Raw genomic sequence first — 17,064 nt, forward strand, 5'->3', positions numbered from 1 at the left:
ATTACATGGACCACAAGTCGAAACTACGACAGATTGCCCTGGCCGCATTGTTCGCGATGGGGGCCGTGCAGGGCGTGAATGCGCAGGCTCTGCAAGATAGCGGAGCGAGCGCTGGCGTCGTTTCCCAACCCGGCACCACCACCGCGTTGCCGGCAAATTCGCAGGCGCCGCAGGTGCAGACCGGTGCGCTGACCACTGACGAGGCAAAGCAGTCGGCGGCGGGCAACGTGGCGGAATTGCAGCAGATGATCCACGGTTCGGATCTGAGCGAATTGCGCACCACGTACAACGGCAGCTATGGAGCAAGTCTGCTGTTCTACGGCAAGGAAATGACGTACTACGTCGCCTTGTTCCAGCAGAAGAACTTCTGGCGCGTGATCAAGACGCAGGACCCGACTCGGGCCGACATGATCTACAAGGATTTCGTGCGTCAGACGGTGCAGCTGTCGGATGTCGAGATTCGCCGCACGCAGCTCGAAGCGCAGAAGGCGTTCACGGAGCGCATGATCGCGCTGTCGCAAGACCGTGCGAACCGCCTGCAAGCCGACCTCGACGTGGCGCATCAGCAGCAGAACATCGTGGCGACCCAGCAGCAGCAAACGCGTGCCGAAGCCACGGCGCTCGCGCAGCAGAAGGCGGCGGCGCAAGACCAGTTGCGTGCGGCACAGCGTCAGGTGCGCGAGTTGCAGCGTCAACTGGAAAGCGGACTGCCTTCGCACTGAGCGTGGTGTAGTCGCCCGGCGGTGGCCGCAAAGGCCGCGCTGGGCCAGAGAGAGAGCGAACGAGGGCGCCGTTGCGCCCAGCCTCGCTTTTCTGCAATTGCTTCCGGGCGCAGGTTTTATTGCAAGGCTGCCGCGATCGCGCGGCGGCCTTTTTCATTTCTACTCGGGTCGCACCGCGCCGGGTTATGCGGTTCAGTGTCGTTTCTTTCCCACGCCCGATGTTTTCGCGGATTCCGTGCGCGGCGGGTCATCGTCGTCCGGATCGATCGCGACCGGATCACTCGCCGGAAAACTTTCCATCAGCGCTTCATCGAGACGGCTATCGGCGTCGTCGGACGGTTCGTCTTTCTCGGCGCCGTGAGCGGGCGTTTTCGGCTTGGACATGAGCGTGCTCCACGTGGACAGGATTGATTGTCCAGCATAGACCATCGCGTCACTGCACGTTGCCTGGCTGCCGCGCCACGCTCGACGCCGTCGCCGCGCACGAAAAAAATCGCGTTGGGAAGTAAAAGCTTAAAACCAGCGCGCATAGCGTCGTTTTCCCGTTGTCGCTGCCGGAATCGAAGCATTGGCCGGTTGGCCGGGTGCGCCGACGGCCGGCGACTTTCTGCCCAGCACTTGGCGATCGGTCAGCCGCGCTGTCTAGCCGGTTGCTGGCCGAGTTGCCAGCAAGTTGCCAGCCGAACGGCCAGCCGTACTGCCAGCGAACGTGCCCGACAAGATAACCGGCGGACGAAAACCAGCGGATACCATGAACGCGAAAAAACCTGCACCTGGGAAGCGACTGAACGCCTCGCACGTCGTGGAGGCGGAACTGGACCATCTGGATTGGGCAACGCGGCAACCGGCGCTGCGCATGCTGGACGCCGTCTACTGGCGGCGCCGCGTGCTGGCGGTCGAGGGGAAGTTCGAGCTGACGGAGCAGCAGGGGATGCGTCTCGCGAAAATCTTGCAGCGGCTCGGTCAGACGGGTGACTAGCGAGCCGCCGCGGCGGACTGTCTGGCTAACTTGTGGCGAATGCTTTCTGGCGAAGGTCGATTCGCGCTTATTCCTGGCCGCCGGAAGTGCCGCCGCCATTGTTGCCGCTGCCGCCACCATGATGACCGCCGCCGTGGTTGCCGCCGCCGTGATTGCCACCATCACCGCCGCCCGTGCCGAACAGACGCCGGCGACGCGTGACGACCACCGGGCCGTCCGACGAACCGCTGCGGTCGGACGAAGCCGGCCGGTCCGACGAAGACTGCGAGCCATACGACTCGCGCGGCTCACGCGGTTCCCGATGATCGCGCGGCTCGCGTGAACCGTGCGGTCCGCGCGTGGTGTGCTCGCCATGCGACGGGCGCCCCGTGCGCGGCGCGGGACGCGTGCCCGTGTCGAGCTGGATCGTGGAGATCGCGCGCTTGTAGATACCTTGCAGGCCGACGGGCGTGCGCAGCATCACCAGGTACTGATCGAACGACTCGATGCAACCTGTCAGGCGAATGCCGTTGACAAGATAGATCTCGACGCGCTTTCGTTCTTTGCGCGCAGCGTTCATGAAGTCGTTTTGCGGGTGCGATTCTGCGGAAGCCATGGACAATTCTGGTTAGTAAGACGGTTGTTCGCCGCGATTCTACCCTGTGCGGGGGCAGAACGCGTCGACGGGCGAACTGCAACCACTATAACGGCTTGCGCGGACATAAGCATCCGATAACTATTGGCTGTAACGTTGAGTTACGAATATAGGGACGATTTGCTGCTTTGGCAGTCAGCCTTGCGCACTTGTCGGACAGACGGCGGAAAAAAATGGCGCATGAAGACGAGGCGCATGGAATAAAAGCTCGCCGGGCCACGTTAAGTCAGTGTGGCTACCGCGCATCGTGCGCGTGCCGCGCGCGGCCCCGCGCAGGCGGTTCCCCGCCGTGCCGGCCAGCGCCGCCCAGGATGTCTTCAGGAGACTCGTCATGAAAGCAACCCGCCTTTTTTCCGCCGTCTTTTTGCTGCTTGCCCTCGCGCTCGGTTCGCTCGCCACCACCGCCTGCACGTCGGCGACCGACGGCGGCGCGTCCAGTAGCAGCGGCAGCAGCGGCGGCTATTGAGCGTCCGTACACCGGGTGAACTTCGAAGCCGAAGTCATATCGTGGCTCCCGCAGTTGCGCCGCTACGCGCGCGCACTGACGGGCGACCGCGCGTGGGCCGACGATCTCGTGCAGGATACGGCGGAGCGCGCGCTCGCGCGCTGGTCCGCGTTCCGCCCGAACAGCAACCTGCGCGCATGGCTGCTGACGATCCTTCGGCATCTGTATATCGACCAGTTGCGCGGCCGTCGCGAAATCGCCGTCGACGACGAAAGCGCACCCTGGCGCAATCTCGAAGCGCCGCATGGAGAAGTCGACGGCCTGGTGCTGCGCGATCTTCAGCGGGCACTGTATTGTTTGCCGGTGGAGCAGCGTGAGGTGCTATTGCTCGTGTGTGTGGAGGAACTGACTTATCAGGAAGCGTCGAGCGCGCTCGGCGTTCCGATCGGCACGGTGATGTCGCGCCTGTCGCGCGCACGTGAGCACATGCGCGTACTGCTGACCGAGGGAACGGCCGAGGGCCCGGCGCGCAAAGTCCCGCCGCTGAAAGTTGTGAGAAACCCGTGATGAATAACGACGACCACGATTCCAGCTTGCCCGACGGGCTCGATCTGCGAGCGCTGTCGGCGTTCGTCGACGGCGAGTTGCCGCCGCACGAGCGCGCCGCGATCGAGGCGCTGCTCGCGCAAAATCCGCAAGCTGCCGCGCGGGTGGCCGCATGGCGCGCGCAGAAAGCGGCGCTGCGAGCACTGTGCGGCGCGCCGCAGCCGTTCGAGCGCAGTGTGCACGACGAACGCGGCGAGCGTGGCGAACGCGACGGCGGGCCGTCCTTCATCGTGGTGCGGCGCGGTGCGCCGTGGTGGCAGCGCGCCGGCCTCGCGGCCTGCTGGCTCGCACTCGGCGCGGGACTCGCACTGGCGCTCGGGCCGCTCGCGCCGCGTCTGACCGGCGGCGCGTGGAACGGTATCGGCGGGCAGCCGATGAATTTTGCGCAGCGCGCCGACATCGCCTACGCGGTGTACACGCCCGAGCAGCGTCATCCGGTGGAGGTGGCGGCGAGCGAAGAGGCGCATCTGATCGGCTGGCTTTCGAAGCGGCTGAACCGGCCGTTGTCGGTGCCGTCGCTGCAGGAATACGGCTACTCGCTGGTGGGCGGCCGGTTGTTGCCGGGCGAGGCGGGGCCAGCCGCGCAGTTCATGTACGAGAATCGCAACGGCGCGCGCCTCACGCTCTACATCACCGGCATTTCGCGCGACGAGACCGCGTTCCGGCTGTTTCGCGACGGCAACCGGCGCACCTTCTACTGGGTCAGCGACGGCATGGGCTACGCGCTCTCGGGGCCGATCGCCGAGGGCAAACTGCGCTCGATTGCCGTCGACGTATGCAGCGCGCTCGGCGGCAAGCCGGAAGCGTGGCAGTAGCCGCGGCACTCGTATCCCGACATCGCGCCGCGAGAGACATGCCTTGACACGCAGCTTGCCGCCCACGCTCAGCGCCGCGCAGTTCGACCAGGCGCTCGCCGGCTGGCGGGCGATCGTCGGCGAGGCGCACGTGGTGACGTCGGAGGCGGGGCTCGCGGCGTATAGCGACCCGTTCGCGCCCGGCGGGTCGATGGAGGCCGTGGCGTTTTCGGCTTCCGCCGCGCTGCTGCCCGCATCCGTCGACGACATTCGCGCAGTGTTACGGATTGCCAATCAATTTCGCATTCCGCTATGGACGGTGTCCACGGGACGCAATTTTGCATACGGCGGTGCGGCGCCGCGTTTGCCGGGTTCCGTGGTGCTCGATCTGCAGCGGATGAACCGCATTGTCGACGTCGACGAGACGCTTGCCTATGCACTGGTCGAACCGGGTGTGACGTACTTCGATCTGTACGCGCATCTGCGCGACAAAGGCTACCGGCTGTGGGTCGATCCGCCCGCGGCGGGATGGGGCAGCGTGGTCGGCAATACGCTGGAGCGCGGTTTCGGCTACACCGATTACGGCGATCACGCCGCGCGGCAATGCGGCATGGAAGTCGTGCTCGCCAATGGCGACGTGCTGCGCACCGGCATGGGCGGCATCGAGACCGGCACCGCGTGGCAGCTTTTCCAGCCGGGTTTCGGGCCATCGTTCGACGCCATGTTCATGCAGTCGAATTTCGGCATCGTCACCAAACTGGGTATCTGGCTGATGCCTGCGCCGCCGGCTTATCTGCTCGGCGAAATCCAGTTCCGTCATGAAGCGGACCTCGAAGCGATCGTCGAGACGCTGCGGCCGCTGCGACTCGACGAGACGATTCGAAATCATGCGGTGATCGAGGGCGGCTTGCGTCGCGCGGCCGGTTTGTCGGCGCGTGCGCAATGGTACGAGGGCAAGGGCGCAATGCCCGAAGCGGCGATCACGGCCATGCTCGACAAGCTCGATGTCGGCCGCTGGAATCTGCATTTCGCGCTGTACGGTACGCCCGAAACGATCGACGCACGCTACGCGATCGTGCAACGCGCGTTTGCGAAAGTGCCGCAGGCGAGACTGTCCGCCACACGTTATGCGGGCGACGCGCAGCCGGTGGCGGGCGGCGATCGCAATCTCGCGGGCATTCCGGCCATGAGCGCGTTTCGCATGCTCGACTGGCGCGGTGGCGCGGGCGCGCACGTCGATTTCGCGCCGGTGTGTCCGGCGACCGGACGCGACGCGCTGCGTCAGTACACCATGGTCAAAACGCGCGCGGCCGAATATGGCTTCGATTATTACGGCGGCTTCACGGCGGGCGCGCGTCATTTGCATCATATTTTCGCGGCCATTTTCGACCGCGACGACGCCGGTCAGGTCGAGCAGGCCGGTGCGCTGCTGCGCTCGTTGATGAGCGACGCGCGTGCGGCGGGATACGGCCAGTACCGCACGCATCTCGCCTACATGGACTTCGCGGCGGCGCAATACAGTTTCAACGACGGCGCGCTGTTGCGTCTGTCGGAAACGATCAAGGACGCACTCGACCCGAACGGTATTCTCGCGCCCGGCAAGCAGGGCATCTGGCCGGCCGCGTGGCGCGACCGTCGCGGTTATACATGAGCAGGAGTGCTCGAATGGACCGGCGCATGTTCATCACCGGCGGTGTCTGTTTGCCGGCCATCGTGGCGGAAGCGGCGAACCTGTGGCCGTTTCGCGCAATGAGCGAGCCGCACACGCTGGCCGTGGTGGATATCACGCTGACGCGCGGCGCGGCATTCGCGGACCATCTCGCGCGCGCGAACCAGCCCGTGATGGCGAGCGGCGACGATATCGGCACGCTCTGGTACACGACGCTCGCGCCGCGTCTTGCACGAACGCCTTGTTCGCTGCTCGGCCTGACGCGCGCATCCGACTATTTCGTGCTCCGGCACCTTGCCGTTCGCGCGGGACTGATCGAGTGCCGTCACGAGCGTCACGGCGGAAATAACAGCGCGCATTGCAGCACGCATTACGGTGCGCAACACAGCAAACCCGCAGCCGAATCCGCCTTCCTGCTGAGCCCGCGTTTGGCCCGCTAGAACTTGTATTCCTTATTCTTCGGATCGAACGTCGAATCGTCGAAGGTTTTCGGCGTGATGGTTTCGAAGACGATTTTCTCGAAGATCTTGCCGTCGTTATCGTAAGACTCGACGGTGCGGAAATACGGGTGCTGCAGATCGAGGCCGAGCGTTTCCTTCTTCGCGTAGAACTGCGGCTGACCGACCGGCGTCTCGAACGTGAAAGCCACCACGCGCACACCGTCGATGGTTTTGACTTCGACCTGCGTCGAGCGCGGCAGACCTGCCTCGATGTATTTCTTGCCCTCGGCCAGGTATTGGTCGGCGATGTACTCGGTGCCGAGATCGCGCACGTGATGGTTCGATTGCGAACGGGCAAGCGCGCCGTTCACGGAGGTCCACAGCGGCATGACATTGAGCATGCCGCCAAGATGCCCGTACATTTCGTCGGTGCGTTTGCTTTCGTCGTAGATGATTTCCTGACCGGCATGCGCGCCGTCCGGCAGCCACTTCGCGTAGATTCGCAGCGGGTCGTGCGCAATGCGCACCAGCATGTGATCGGCCTTGTCGGGCCATTGTCCGCGAATCCGCTCCGAGCGCGCCATGGTGAACTCGTACGAGGGATAGCCGTTCGGCCCTTCCTTGATGTAGCGCGGCAACGCGAGCGGATCGAGCGACTTGAACAGCGCGACGAGCTGGTCGTCGTCGAGCTTCGCCATGGCGCCGCTTTGCTGCGCCGAGCGCAGCCACTTGACCTGCTGGTCGAGCGTGAGCTTGCCCACCTGCGACGAAGGCGTGGTGGGCGGCATCTTGACCGCGCTGGCGGCATCGAGCGGCGGCGGTGTCGCGTCGTTCTGCGCGAAGGCGGGTGCACAGGCGAAAGCCGCGCAGGCAGCCAGCGCGCCGGCCGCCACCATGCGCCGGGCCCGAACGATCCGGCGCGGTACGACATGCAGTGGTCTCGCCGCGCGGACGTTGGCGGCGTTCGAAGGCTGGAGGTGCATGAAGCCCGGCCATTGAAGCAGACGGCGCGAGCGTGCAGACAGGCTGTGCTTCATGAATCTCTCCGAAAGGTGACGGCGCGCAAACGCCTTGCCTGTCAGGCAGACTTTTGCTTCGCGAGTTCCTCGTCGCGCAGCGCGCGGCGCAGAATCTTGCCCACATTGGTCTGCGGCAGCTCGTCACGGAACTCGACGAGCTTCGGCACCTTGTAACCCGTCAGGTTCTTGCGGCAATGCGCGATCACCTGTTCCGCGGTGAGCGCCGCATTGCGTTTGACGATGAACACCTTCACGCGCTCGCCTTGGGCCGCATCGGGCACACCGATTGCGGCCACTTCGCGCACGTCCGGATGCATCGCGATCACGTCTTCGATTTCGTTCGGATAAACGTTGAAGCCCGAGACGAGAATCATGTCCTTCTTGCGGTCGATCAGACGCATGTAGCCGCGCGAATCCATCACGCCGATGTCGCCGGTGGCGAGCCAGCCGTCGGCGTCGATCACCTTGGCCGTTTCTTCCGGACGATTCCAGTAGCCTTTCATGACCTGCGGGCCTTTCACGCAGAGTTCACCTGCTTCGCCGATGTTCGCCCACGTGCCGTCGTCCTTGCGAAAGCGCACTTGCGTGGACGGCGCGGGCAGTCCGATCGAACCTTCGAAGTCGCGCAGATTGGTGAGGTCGACCGGATTCATCGAGACGATCGGCGAGCATTCGGTGAGGCCGTAGCCTTCGATGATCGGCTTGCCGGTCACCGCCTTGAAGCGGTCGGCGACGGCCTTTTGCGTGGCCATGCCGCCCGCCATCGCGAGCTTGAGGTTGGAGAAATCGCGTTTGCAGAATTCCTCGTTTTCGAGGAACGCGTTGTAGAGCGTGTTCACGGCGGTGATGCCGGTGAATTTCTCGTGACGGATGATCATCATCACGCGTTTCATGTCGCGCGGATTGGCGATCAGGATATTGCGCCCGCCGAGTCCCATGAAGATCAGCGCGTTCACGGTGAGCGAATAGATGTGATAGAGCGGCAGCGGCGTGAGCACGGTTTCGATCTCGCCGCTCAACTGGCCTTCGGACCACACCTTCGCCTGGAGCAGATTGGCGATGATGTTCTTGTGGGTGAGCATCGCGCCTTTGGCGACGCCGGTGGTGCCGCCGGTGTATTGCAGGAATGCGATGTCGTCGTGCGTGCAGCGTACCGGCTTGAGCTGGTGGCGGTAGCCGCTCGCGAGCGCGTCGAGCAGCGGCACGGCTTGCGGCAGCTTGTACGGCGGCACCATCTTCTTCACGTGACGCAGCACGAAATTGAGCATACGTCCCTTCAGATTCAGACCGTCGGCCAGCAGATCACCGAGTCCCGTGACGATCACCCGCTGCACCCTGGTGCCCGGCAGCGCGTCTTCCACGGTCTTCGCAAAGTTCTCGAACACGATGATGGTTTGCGCGCCGCTGTCTTTCAGTTGATGCGCGAGTTCGCGCACCGTGTAGAGCGGATTCACGTTGACCACCACGGCGCCCGCCTTGAGCACACCGAACAGCGCCACGGGATACTGGAACGTGTTGGGCAGCATGATGGCGACGCGCTCGCCGGCCTGCACGCCCACGCTCTGAAGGTAGGCGGCGAACGCGCTCGCCTTGCGGCCCAGTTCGCCGTATGTCATGTTCGCGCCCACGCTCACGTAGGCCACACGTTCGCGGAACTGCGCGACGCATTCGTCGAAGAACTGCACGATGGACTCGTACTGCGTGACGTCGATCTCGTGCGGCACGTCGGCGGGATACGACGCGTACCAGATGCCGTCGGTGTTCGGCGCGTACGCTGCCGCGTGAGAAGCAGGTGCTGCTGCCGCATCAGGCGACAGCGGGGCTTGAGTGGGCTGGGTCATGGTCGTCTCCTGAAGCAGTGGCTTCGTATGTTTATGTGCTGGTTTTGCAGCCAGTCATTGAAGCAGTCAAAGCAGTTCAAGCAATCCGGGTGATCCGTCAGCGGCTCAGCGTTCGAGAATCGCCACCACGCCCTGGCCGCCCGCCGCGCAGATCGAGATCAGGCCGCGCGCGGTGCCGGCCGGTTTGTCGAGTTGCGCGAGCATTTTCGCGAGCCCCGCGACGATACGGCCGCCGGTTGCCGCGAACGGATGACCGGTGGCGAGCGAACTGCCGTTCACGTTCAGCTTCGCGCGGTCGATGGCGCCGAGCGGGCCGTCGAGTCCGAGTTGCGTGCGGCAGTACTCGTCATCCTGCCACGCCGCGAGCGTGCACAACACCTGCGCGGCGAACGCTTCGTGAATCTCGTACAGATCGAAGTCCTGCAAGGTGAGGCCGGCGCGCGCGAGCATGCGCGGCACGGCGTAGGCCGGCGCCATCAGTAGGCCTTCCTTCTTGTCGAAGAAGTCGACGGCGGCGGTTTCCGACCAGCTTAGATAGGCCAGCACCGGCAAGCCGCGTTCGGCCGCCCATTGTTCGCTCGCGAGCAGCACGGCGGACGCGCCGTCGGTCAGCGGCGTGGAATTGCCGGCGGTGAGCGTGCCGGCGTCGCGATCGAAAACGGGCTTGAGTCCCGAGAGTTTTTCGAGCGTGAGGTCGGCGCGCAGATTGTTGTCGCGCGCGAGACCGCGATACGGCGTCATCAGGTCGTTGACGAAACCGCGCGCGTACGCGTCGGTCAGTTTGCGATGGCTCTCGAACGCGAGCACGTCTTGCGCTTCACGCGAAATGTTCCAGCGCTTGGCCATCAGTTCGCAATGCTCGCCCATCGACAGGCCCGTGCGCGGTTCGCCGTTTCGCGGCAAGAGCGGCTTGAAAAACATGCCGGGGCGCAGCTTGGTCAGCGCACCCACGCGCTGGCCGGTGCTACGGCCGCGATTCGCTTCCAGCAGAATCTTGCGCATGCGTTCGTTCACGCCGATCGGCGCGTCCGAGGTCGTATCCACGCCACCGGCAATACCCGCTTCGATCTGTCCGAGCGCGATCTTGTTGGCGACCAGAATCGCCGCTTCGAGACCGGTGCCGCAGGCCTGCTGCACGTCGTACGCGGGCGTTTCCTTCGCGAGCGTGGTGGAGAGCACCGATTCGCGCGTCAGGTTGAAGTCGCGCGAATGCTTGATGACGGCGCCCGCCGCCACTTCGCCAAGCCGCACGCCGTGCAGATCGAAACGGTCGATCAAACCTTGCAGCGTGAAGGTCAGCATGTCCTGATTCGAGGCGGTCGCGTAAGCGGTATTCGAACGCGCAAACGGAATCCGGTTTCCGCCGATGATGGCGACGCGGCGCACGGCGGGCAGCGGGTGGGACATGCGAGGCTCCTGGGTCGTGTGATCGGTCATTGCAGCTTCCATTGCATGCGTCCGCGCAAATGCGGCTTTTCGCCGGCGATGTCGCGCACTTCGATATCGCGCTCGATCAGCGAGGACGACGCGCTCCACAGCGTCGCTTCGCCCGGTAGCAGCATCGGCAATTTGAATTCGGCGCTCAAGGTGGCTTCGGCGAGCGGCTTGGGCGGTTGCAGCGCGGAGGCGGCGCGCGCCAGCGTCCACATGCCGTGCGCGATGGCGCGCGGAAAGCCGAACGCTTTGGCCGTGAGCGCGGTCAGGTGAATCGGGTTGTAGTCGCCGGAGACGCTGGCGTAATCGCGCCCGAGTTGCGGCGCGAGTTGCCAGCGCGCGATGCGTTGCAACGGGTCGGGGCCGAGTTCGAGCGGATCGAGCGCGCTGCCGCTCGCCGGCACGCCGCGTTTCAGATAGACGCTGTCGCCGTCCCAGACCGCTTCGCCGCGCCGGTACATGCGCGTGTGCAGCACGAACGCCTGGCCTTTGTCGTGACGCAGCAGCGCGCCGAATTCGACCTCGACACGCAGCATCTCCTTGTAGGCGAGCGGGCGGCGCAGGCGCACGTGATTCGCCAGATGCACGAGGCCGAGCGCGGGCCACGGAAAAGCCGGATCGGTGAGCATCAGCAGATGCAAAGGAAAGGCGAGCAGATGCGGATACGTGAGCGGGACGCCGTGTTCGGGAATGAAGCCGCACACGCGCGCATAACGCCAGATCGGGCCCGCTTCCAGGGCGACGGCGGGGCGCACGAGGCGCAGCGCCGGCAAGCGGATTTCGCGGTTGCGCTTGACGATGCCCGACAACGCGCGCCCATAGAGTTTGGCCGGGGCGGGCAGTTGCTCGATCACGACCGTTTTCGGCCGCACGGCATCGGAGTTGACCGTGCCGAATTCAGGACCTGTTCCGAACGGCTCACCCATGCTTACGCTCCAATCAGACTCTGTCCGCACACGCGCACGATCTGCCCGGTCACGCCGGCCGCGCCTGGATGCGCGAGCCACGCGATGGTCTGCGCGACGTCGACCGGCTGGCCGCCCTGGCTCATCGAGTTCATGCGCCGTCCGGCTTCGCGGATCGTCAGCGGAATCTTTGCGGTCATCTGCGTTTCGATGAAGCCGGGTGCGACCGCGTTGATCGTGATGCCGCGTGCGCGCAGATGCGGCGCCATGCTCTGCACGCGGCCGATCACGCCGGCCTTCGAGGTGGCGTAATTGGTCTGGCCGAGATTGCCGGCAATGCCGCTGATCGACGAGACGCCAATGATGCGTCCGCCGTCGCGCAGAATGCCGGCGGCGAGGAGGGCGTCGTCGATACGCTCCTGCGCGGACAGATTGATGTCGATGACGTTTTGCCACGCCGCGTCGGTCATCTTCGCGATGGTTTTGTCTTTCGTGATGCCGGCGTTGTGCACGACGATATCCACGCCGAGTTCGTCCAGTGCGGCGGCGATCTGCGCGGGCGCTTCGGGTGCGGCGATGTCGAAGGCGAGCGCCGTGCCGTTCAACTGCTGCATGGTCGATTCGAGCGCGTCGCGAGCCGGGGGAATGTCGATGCCGATCACGTGCGCGCCTTCCGCGGCGAGCACGCCGGCAATCGCCGCACCGATGCCGCGCGCGGCGCCCGTCACGACCGCGCGCTTGCCCGCGAGCGGTTGCGTCCAGTCGAACGCCGGCGCGTTCGCTACGTTTGCCGCATTAGCGCCGATACGCACGACCTGACCCGACACATAGGCCGAGCGCGGCGAGAGGAAGAAACGCAGCGTCGCGTCGAGCGCGTGATCGCTGCTTCCGGCGCCTTTCTCCACGTACAGCAGATTCGCCGTGATGCCGCGCCGAGCTTCCTTGCCGAGCGAGCGCGTGAGACCTTCCAGCGCGCGTTGCGCCGTCCATTGACGCGGCGTGTCGCAAGTTTCCGGCGTGCGGCCGAGCACGACGATACGTCCGCATTTGCCGAGCGAGCGCAACGTGTCGTGAAAGAACGCGTGCAGCGGTTCGAGTTGCGTGCTGTCTTCGATGCCGCTCGCGTCGAACAGCAGCGCGGCGAGTCTGGCGGACGAGCCGGAATCGGCCGGTTCGAAGCGGCCCGTCATCAACCCATGCCGGTTCGCGAGCGCGACCCACGGCGTTGCGCTTTCGTGTGCGACGCTGGTCACGCCGATGCTGGCGACCAGACTCGCGAGCGCATCGAGCAGTTGCGGTTCGCGCCCCGCGCCGATCGCCACCATGCCCTCGAACTCGGGACGGTCGGCGCGATAGCGGCGCAACACTTCGGGCTTCGGCAAGCCCAGCGAACGCGCGAAGCGCGCACCGAAGGGCGAGTTGACGAACTTCAGATAGGAGTCGCTCATGGTGTCGGTCGCTCTGCTGGCCACAGCCGAAGACAGTCCCGTTTCAGGGCGTCGAGTGTGTCGGATGTGTGCCAGTGTGCACTGAGTCGGGCCGGGCGTGTGGCCCGGCCGCGTGTCTTTTTAGGTTGCCCGGCGCTTGCTTCAGCCGGGATGCATCAGGCCGCGAGTTCCAGCGCCTTTTCGAGCGCGTCCTTGCGTTTTTGCAGACCGGCCAGCATGTCGAAGTCGGCGGGGAAATCGTCCACCTTCACCACTTCCGCGCCGTAGCGGGCGTAGTCTTCGAGCACGCGGCGGTCGTCGGCGTCGATCAGGCCTTTCTGCTGCGCCGTGTCGGTCCATGCGGCCAGTTGCGGCAGGCTCTGCGGCATCGGCGCGAGCAATCCCTGCTTCACCGCGTCGCGCAACTTCTGGTCGATCTGCGTGAAGCGCGGGTTCAGCTCGAACACCAGCTCGCCGTAGCCGAGCGCGTCGACATCCGGATGCGGTACGTACGAATCCGACACGAGGCGATTGCGCGCCGCGCCCGGCGTTTGCATCAGTTCGGCGATGTCAGTGCCGAGACGATCCGACGGTTCGCGATGCGGCAAGCCGAACGGAAAGGCGAGCAGACGCACGAGGCCGGCCGCGAAACGGTTCGGATAATTGGCGAGCACGCCGTCGAGCGCGTGCTGCGCCTTGTACAGCGAATCTTCCACGCCCCAGCGCACCAGCGGCAGGTCTTCTTCCTGACGGCCTTCGTCTTCGAAACGCTTGAGCGTGGCCGAGATCAGGTAAAGCTGGGACAGCACGTCGCCAAGCCGTCCCGAGATGCGCTCGCGCCGTTTCAGATCGCCGCCGAGCACGAACATGGACACGTCGGCGAGCAGGGCGAACGCGGTGGAAATGCGGGTGGCGGCGCGGTAGTAAGCGTGCAGCGGCGCATGCGCCATGCGCGGCTTCGCGATGAAGGCGCCGCCCGTGATGCCGTAGAAAAAACTGCGCACCACGTTCGACACCGTGAAGCTGACGTGGCCGAAGAACGCCGAGTCGAAATCGCGCAGTGCCTTGGCGCGATCGGTCTCGCGCGTCGCGGCCATTTCCTTGAGCACGTACGGATGACAGCGGATCGCGCCCTGCCCGAAGATGATCAGGCAGCGCGTGAGAATGTTCGCGCCTTCCACCGTGATCGCGATCGGCACCTGCTGATAAGCGCGAGCGAGAAAGTTGGACGGTCCCATGCAGATGCCCTTGCCGGCGGCAATGTCCATGCCGTCGTTGATGACCATGCGGGCGCGTTCGGTGATGTGATACTTCGCGATGGCCGAGATCACCGAAGGCTTTTCGCCGAGGTCCACCGCATGCGCGGAGAGACGGCGCGCGGCATCCATCACGTACAGGTTGCCGCCCATGCGGCCGAGCGCTTCCTGCACGCCCTCGAACTTGCCGACGGCGGTGCGGAACTGGCGGCGGATCGCGGCGTAGGCGCCGGTGCCGCGCACGGCGATTTTCGCCATCCCGACGTTCGACGAAGGCAGCGAGATCGCGCGGCCGGCCGCCAGACATTCCATCAGCATGCGCCAGCCGTTGCCGACCTGGGCGCGGCCGCCGATCACCCAGTCGAGCGGAATGAAGACGTCCTTGCCGGAGTTCGGGCCGTTCTGGAACACCGCATTCAGCGGCCAGTGGCGGCGGCCAATGTTCACGCCGGGGTGGTCGGTCGGAATGAGCGCACAGGTGATGCCGGGCTCTTCCTCCGAGCCGAGCAGATGGTCGGGATCGAGCGCGCGGAAGGCGAGGCCGAGCACCGTGGCGATCGGGCCGAGCGTGATGTAGCGCTTGTCCCACGTCACGCGAAAACCGAGCGTTTCGCGGCCTTCGTGCATGCCCTTGCAGACCACGCCGACGTCGGGAATCGCGGCGGCGTCCGAGCCGGCGTAGGGGCTCGTCAAGGCAAAGCAGGGAATCTCTTCGCCGCGCGCGAGCCGCGGCAAATAATGGTTTTTCTGTTCTTCGGTGCCGTAATGCATCAGCAGTTCGGCCGGGCCGAGCGAGTTCGGCACCATCACCGAGACGGCGGCCGCCGAGCAGCGCGTGGCGAGCTTCATGATGACCTGCGAATGCGCGTAAGCGGAGAACTGCTTGCCGCCGTACTGCTTCGGAATGATCATGCCGAGAAAGCCGCTCTGCTTGATGTACTGCCAGGTTTTCGGCGAGAGGTCCTGCCACACGACGGTGGTTTCCCAGTCGTTGGCGAGGTCGCACAGATGCTCGCATTCGACGTCGAGGAAAGACTGTTCTTCCGCGGTGAGCGTGGCCGGTCCGTAGCCGAGCAGGGTGTCCCAGTGCGGACGGCCGGAGAACAGTTGGGCGTCCCACCAGACGGTGCCGGCTTCGATCGCATCGCGTTCGGTCGGCGACATCTCCGGCAGGATCTTGCGGAAGATATCGAGCACGGGTTTGCTGAGCCACGCGCGGCGCAGCGGCTTGAGCGTCAGCACGAGCGCGGGCAGTACGAACAGGATGGCGAGGATCGTCGTGGCCACCGGACCGGCCGCGCCGCTCACGTGTGCCGCGGCCACCCAGACGATCATGAAAGCCAGCCACCAGGAGGCGCGCGCCTGAACGTACGTGAGCGCCAGAGCGGCGATAACCAGCACAAGGATGAACCACGGCATGACGTTTCCTCCTGTTTCGATGGTGCGTGCGAACGCCTCCACATGGCGCGGACGGTTCGCGTTCTAGTGATCTACGACGGGCGGCGTGCTGTGCCGCGTGCGGCGCGCGGCGGGTCCGCGCTATCCGCTCATGTTTCTGTCACGTCCGGGTCGTGTGGCCCGGAACGACCGCTGTGCCGACGTTGCGGCGCGCTGTCTGTCTGGTGCGGCCCGTATGCCGTCGTGCGTCGACGGCTTCGCGTCCTGTGTATTGCACGTTCCGTTCCCGGTTGCGCGGACGGCCATCGTGGTGCCGTCCGCGCTGACCGGATTGCGTCAGCCCGGCTTATGCCGTGCCGTGCAGCGCGTGATGCAAGGCGCTCGCTTCGACGTTGCCGCCGCGGCGTTCGTCGTTGGGCGACGTGGCTTCGCTCGTTGCGCTCGTTGCTGCGCTCGCTGCTGCACTCGACGCTGCGCTCGTGCCCGCGCCGTTCGGCTCTGTCGTCGAACCCGACGTGGCCTGCTCGCCTTCCAGGCCTTCCGCGCCGCTCTCGGTCGCGTCGCCCAGTACCGCGGCGAAGGCGGCGAGTTGCGAGCCGTCGGGCAGCGGCGCCTTGAGCGCGGCGACCATCAACGAAGCGAGACGTGCGATCAGTTGCAGGTCGTTCATCGACTTGCCCTGCGAGAACTCCGAGATCAGGCTGTCCGTATCGGTGCCGGCCAGAACGCCCGACAGCGCGCCGATCGCGAAGTGCAGACGCCAGCCGAGCTCCTCGCGCGGCAGATGCGGCAGCGCGCGCTGGAACGCATCGAAAAAGCGCACCGCGACCGAGGCGTAGTGTCCATTCAGGAAGTCGCGAATGAACGACGACGGATCGGTGTAAGCGCGTCCGAGCAGACGCAGGAACGCCTTGCCGCCCACACGCGGATCGCGCGAGAGGCGCAGCGCCGGAATGAACATCGCGCCGAGCACGTGCTCGCAGGTGAGGCGCGCGCCGAGCATTTCGTCGAAGCGGTCGAGCAGCTTGAGCCGCTCCTGGTTGAGCCGGTCGAGGCGGCGCGACAGCATCGAGTGAATCAGCGATTCCTTGCTGCCGAAGTGATAGTTGACTGCCGCGAGATTCACCTCGGCGCGCGAAGTGATCTGGCGCAGTGACATGGCCTCGTAGCCGCATTCGATGAAGAGTGTTTCGGCGGCGTCGAGGATGCGGGACTTCGTGTCGCCGGCGTGCCGGCCTGTTGTGCGAACTGCCATGTTGCGTCTCCCAGTTGCCGGGCATCCGGCCCGCAAACAAGCGATTCAAATGTCGATTTGAAACAGCCGTTTTTTTCAGGATAAAGAAGAGTAGGGACTGCGATCAAGGTTTCTCTGTCGATTAACTCCTCTAGAAGACCCGACGCCGGTCTACCCGCCCGATGTCACGCGTGCGTCAAATCGCGGACAATAAAAAAGGCCGTTCCGATGAAAATCGGAACGGCCTCGTATTGCTTGTTA

The 17,064-nt window shown here is 65.0% G+C and carries 16 protein-coding genes; 7 read left to right on the forward strand and 9 right to left on the reverse strand.

Translation table 11 applies throughout. From position 1 onward, the window contains the following. The first annotated feature begins 5 nt into the window (after positions 1 to 5). On the forward strand, positions 6 to 722 hold the full coding sequence (locus tag P3T18_RS18185; RefSeq protein ID WP_429301350.1) for a DUF2968 domain-containing protein: 717 nt from the start codon (positions 6 to 8) through the stop codon (positions 720 to 722). Between the two features lie 192 nt (positions 723 to 914). Here P3T18_RS18185 and P3T18_RS18190 read toward each other — a convergent pair whose 3' ends face one another. Beyond that, positions 915 to 1,106, reverse strand: a complete 192-nt coding sequence (locus tag P3T18_RS18190) for a hypothetical protein (protein ID WP_429301351.1) — start codon at positions 1,104 to 1,106, stop codon at positions 915 to 917. Between the two features lie 367 nt (positions 1,107 to 1,473). Between P3T18_RS18190 and P3T18_RS18195 the strand changes: the two genes are divergently transcribed. Continuing rightward, positions 1,474 to 1,701, forward strand: a complete 228-nt coding sequence (locus P3T18_RS18195) for a hypothetical protein (RefSeq protein ID WP_429301352.1) — start codon at positions 1,474 to 1,476, stop codon at positions 1,699 to 1,701. Positions 1,702 to 1,768: 67 nt separating this feature from the next. On the opposite strand, the gene hfq is transcribed toward P3T18_RS18195, so the two are convergent. Next, a complete protein-coding gene (gene hfq, locus P3T18_RS18200) occupies positions 1,769 to 2,296 on the reverse strand; it encodes an RNA chaperone Hfq (RefSeq protein WP_429301353.1) in 528 nt (175 codons plus the stop codon). Positions 2,297 to 2,666: 370 nt separating this feature from the next. Here hfq and P3T18_RS18205 point away from each other — a divergent pair, with 370 nt between their 5' ends. Genes P3T18_RS18205 through P3T18_RS18225 form a run of 5 tightly spaced genes read left to right on the forward strand, consistent with a single transcriptional unit; the run spans position 2,667 to position 6,289 of the window. Then, entirely contained in the window at positions 2,667 to 2,801 is a 135-nt protein-coding gene (locus P3T18_RS18205) for a hypothetical protein (RefSeq protein ID WP_429301354.1), read from the forward strand. Between the two features lie 15 nt (positions 2,802 to 2,816). Next, entirely contained in the window at positions 2,817 to 3,347 is a 531-nt protein-coding gene (locus tag P3T18_RS18210; RefSeq protein WP_429301355.1) for a sigma-70 family RNA polymerase sigma factor, read from the forward strand. After that, entirely contained in the window at positions 3,347 to 4,201 is an 855-nt protein-coding gene (locus tag P3T18_RS18215) for an anti-sigma factor family protein (protein ID WP_429301356.1), read from the forward strand. Before P3T18_RS18210 ends, P3T18_RS18215 begins: the two co-directional genes overlap by 1 nt. 43 nt (positions 4,202 to 4,244) lie before the next feature. Continuing rightward, positions 4,245 to 5,831: an FAD-binding oxidoreductase gene (locus P3T18_RS18220; protein ID WP_429301357.1), complete on the forward strand. Its 1,587-nt coding sequence runs from the start codon at positions 4,245 to 4,247 to the stop codon at positions 5,829 to 5,831. A gap of 14 nt (positions 5,832 to 5,845) precedes the next feature. Then, positions 5,846 to 6,289 carry a hypothetical protein gene (locus P3T18_RS18225; protein ID WP_429301358.1) on the forward strand — a complete coding sequence of 148 codons (444 nt, stop codon included), beginning with the start codon at positions 5,846 to 5,848 and terminating at the stop codon, positions 6,287 to 6,289. Here the strand turns inward: P3T18_RS18225 and P3T18_RS18230 are convergent. The 7 genes from P3T18_RS18230 to P3T18_RS18260 form a co-directional block, all read right to left on the reverse strand. After that, a complete protein-coding gene (locus tag P3T18_RS18230) occupies positions 6,286 to 7,326 on the reverse strand; it encodes a DUF1571 domain-containing protein (protein WP_429301359.1) in 1,041 nt (346 codons plus the stop codon). The genes P3T18_RS18225 and P3T18_RS18230 overlap by 4 nt on opposite strands. 41 nt (positions 7,327 to 7,367) lie before the next feature. Next, the gene (locus tag P3T18_RS18235; protein ID WP_429301360.1) at positions 7,368 to 9,149 is read right to left on the reverse strand and encodes an AMP-binding protein; all 1,782 of its coding nucleotides are present in this window, start codon (positions 9,147 to 9,149) and stop codon (positions 7,368 to 7,370) included. 105 nt (positions 9,150 to 9,254) lie between these two features. Then, on the reverse strand, positions 9,255 to 10,556 hold the full coding sequence (locus P3T18_RS18240; protein ID WP_429301361.1) for an acetyl-CoA C-acetyltransferase: 1,302 nt from the start codon (positions 10,554 to 10,556) through the stop codon (positions 9,255 to 9,257). 26 nt (positions 10,557 to 10,582) lie between these two features. Beyond that, a complete protein-coding gene (locus P3T18_RS18245) occupies positions 10,583 to 11,509 on the reverse strand; it encodes a MaoC/PaaZ C-terminal domain-containing protein (RefSeq protein WP_429301362.1) in 927 nt (308 codons plus the stop codon). Positions 11,510 to 11,511: 2 nt separating this feature from the next. Then, the gene (locus tag P3T18_RS18250; protein ID WP_429301363.1) at positions 11,512 to 12,936 is read right to left on the reverse strand and encodes a 3-oxoacyl-ACP reductase; all 1,425 of its coding nucleotides are present in this window, start codon (positions 12,934 to 12,936) and stop codon (positions 11,512 to 11,514) included. Positions 12,937 to 13,091: 155 nt separating this feature from the next. Continuing rightward, positions 13,092 to 15,590, reverse strand: a complete 2,499-nt coding sequence (locus P3T18_RS18255) for an acyl-CoA dehydrogenase (RefSeq protein WP_429301364.1) — start codon at positions 15,588 to 15,590, stop codon at positions 13,092 to 13,094. A 325-nt stretch (positions 15,591 to 15,915) separates the two neighbouring features. After that, the gene (locus P3T18_RS18260) at positions 15,916 to 16,824 is read right to left on the reverse strand and encodes a TetR/AcrR family transcriptional regulator (RefSeq protein WP_429301365.1); all 909 of its coding nucleotides are present in this window, start codon (positions 16,822 to 16,824) and stop codon (positions 15,916 to 15,918) included. Between the last annotated feature and the right edge of the window lie 240 nt (positions 16,825 to 17,064).

It is taken from the genome of Paraburkholderia sp. GAS199 (genome assembly GCF_050436585.1).
Taxonomy (GTDB): Bacteria; Pseudomonadota; Gammaproteobacteria; order Burkholderiales; family Burkholderiaceae; genus Paraburkholderia.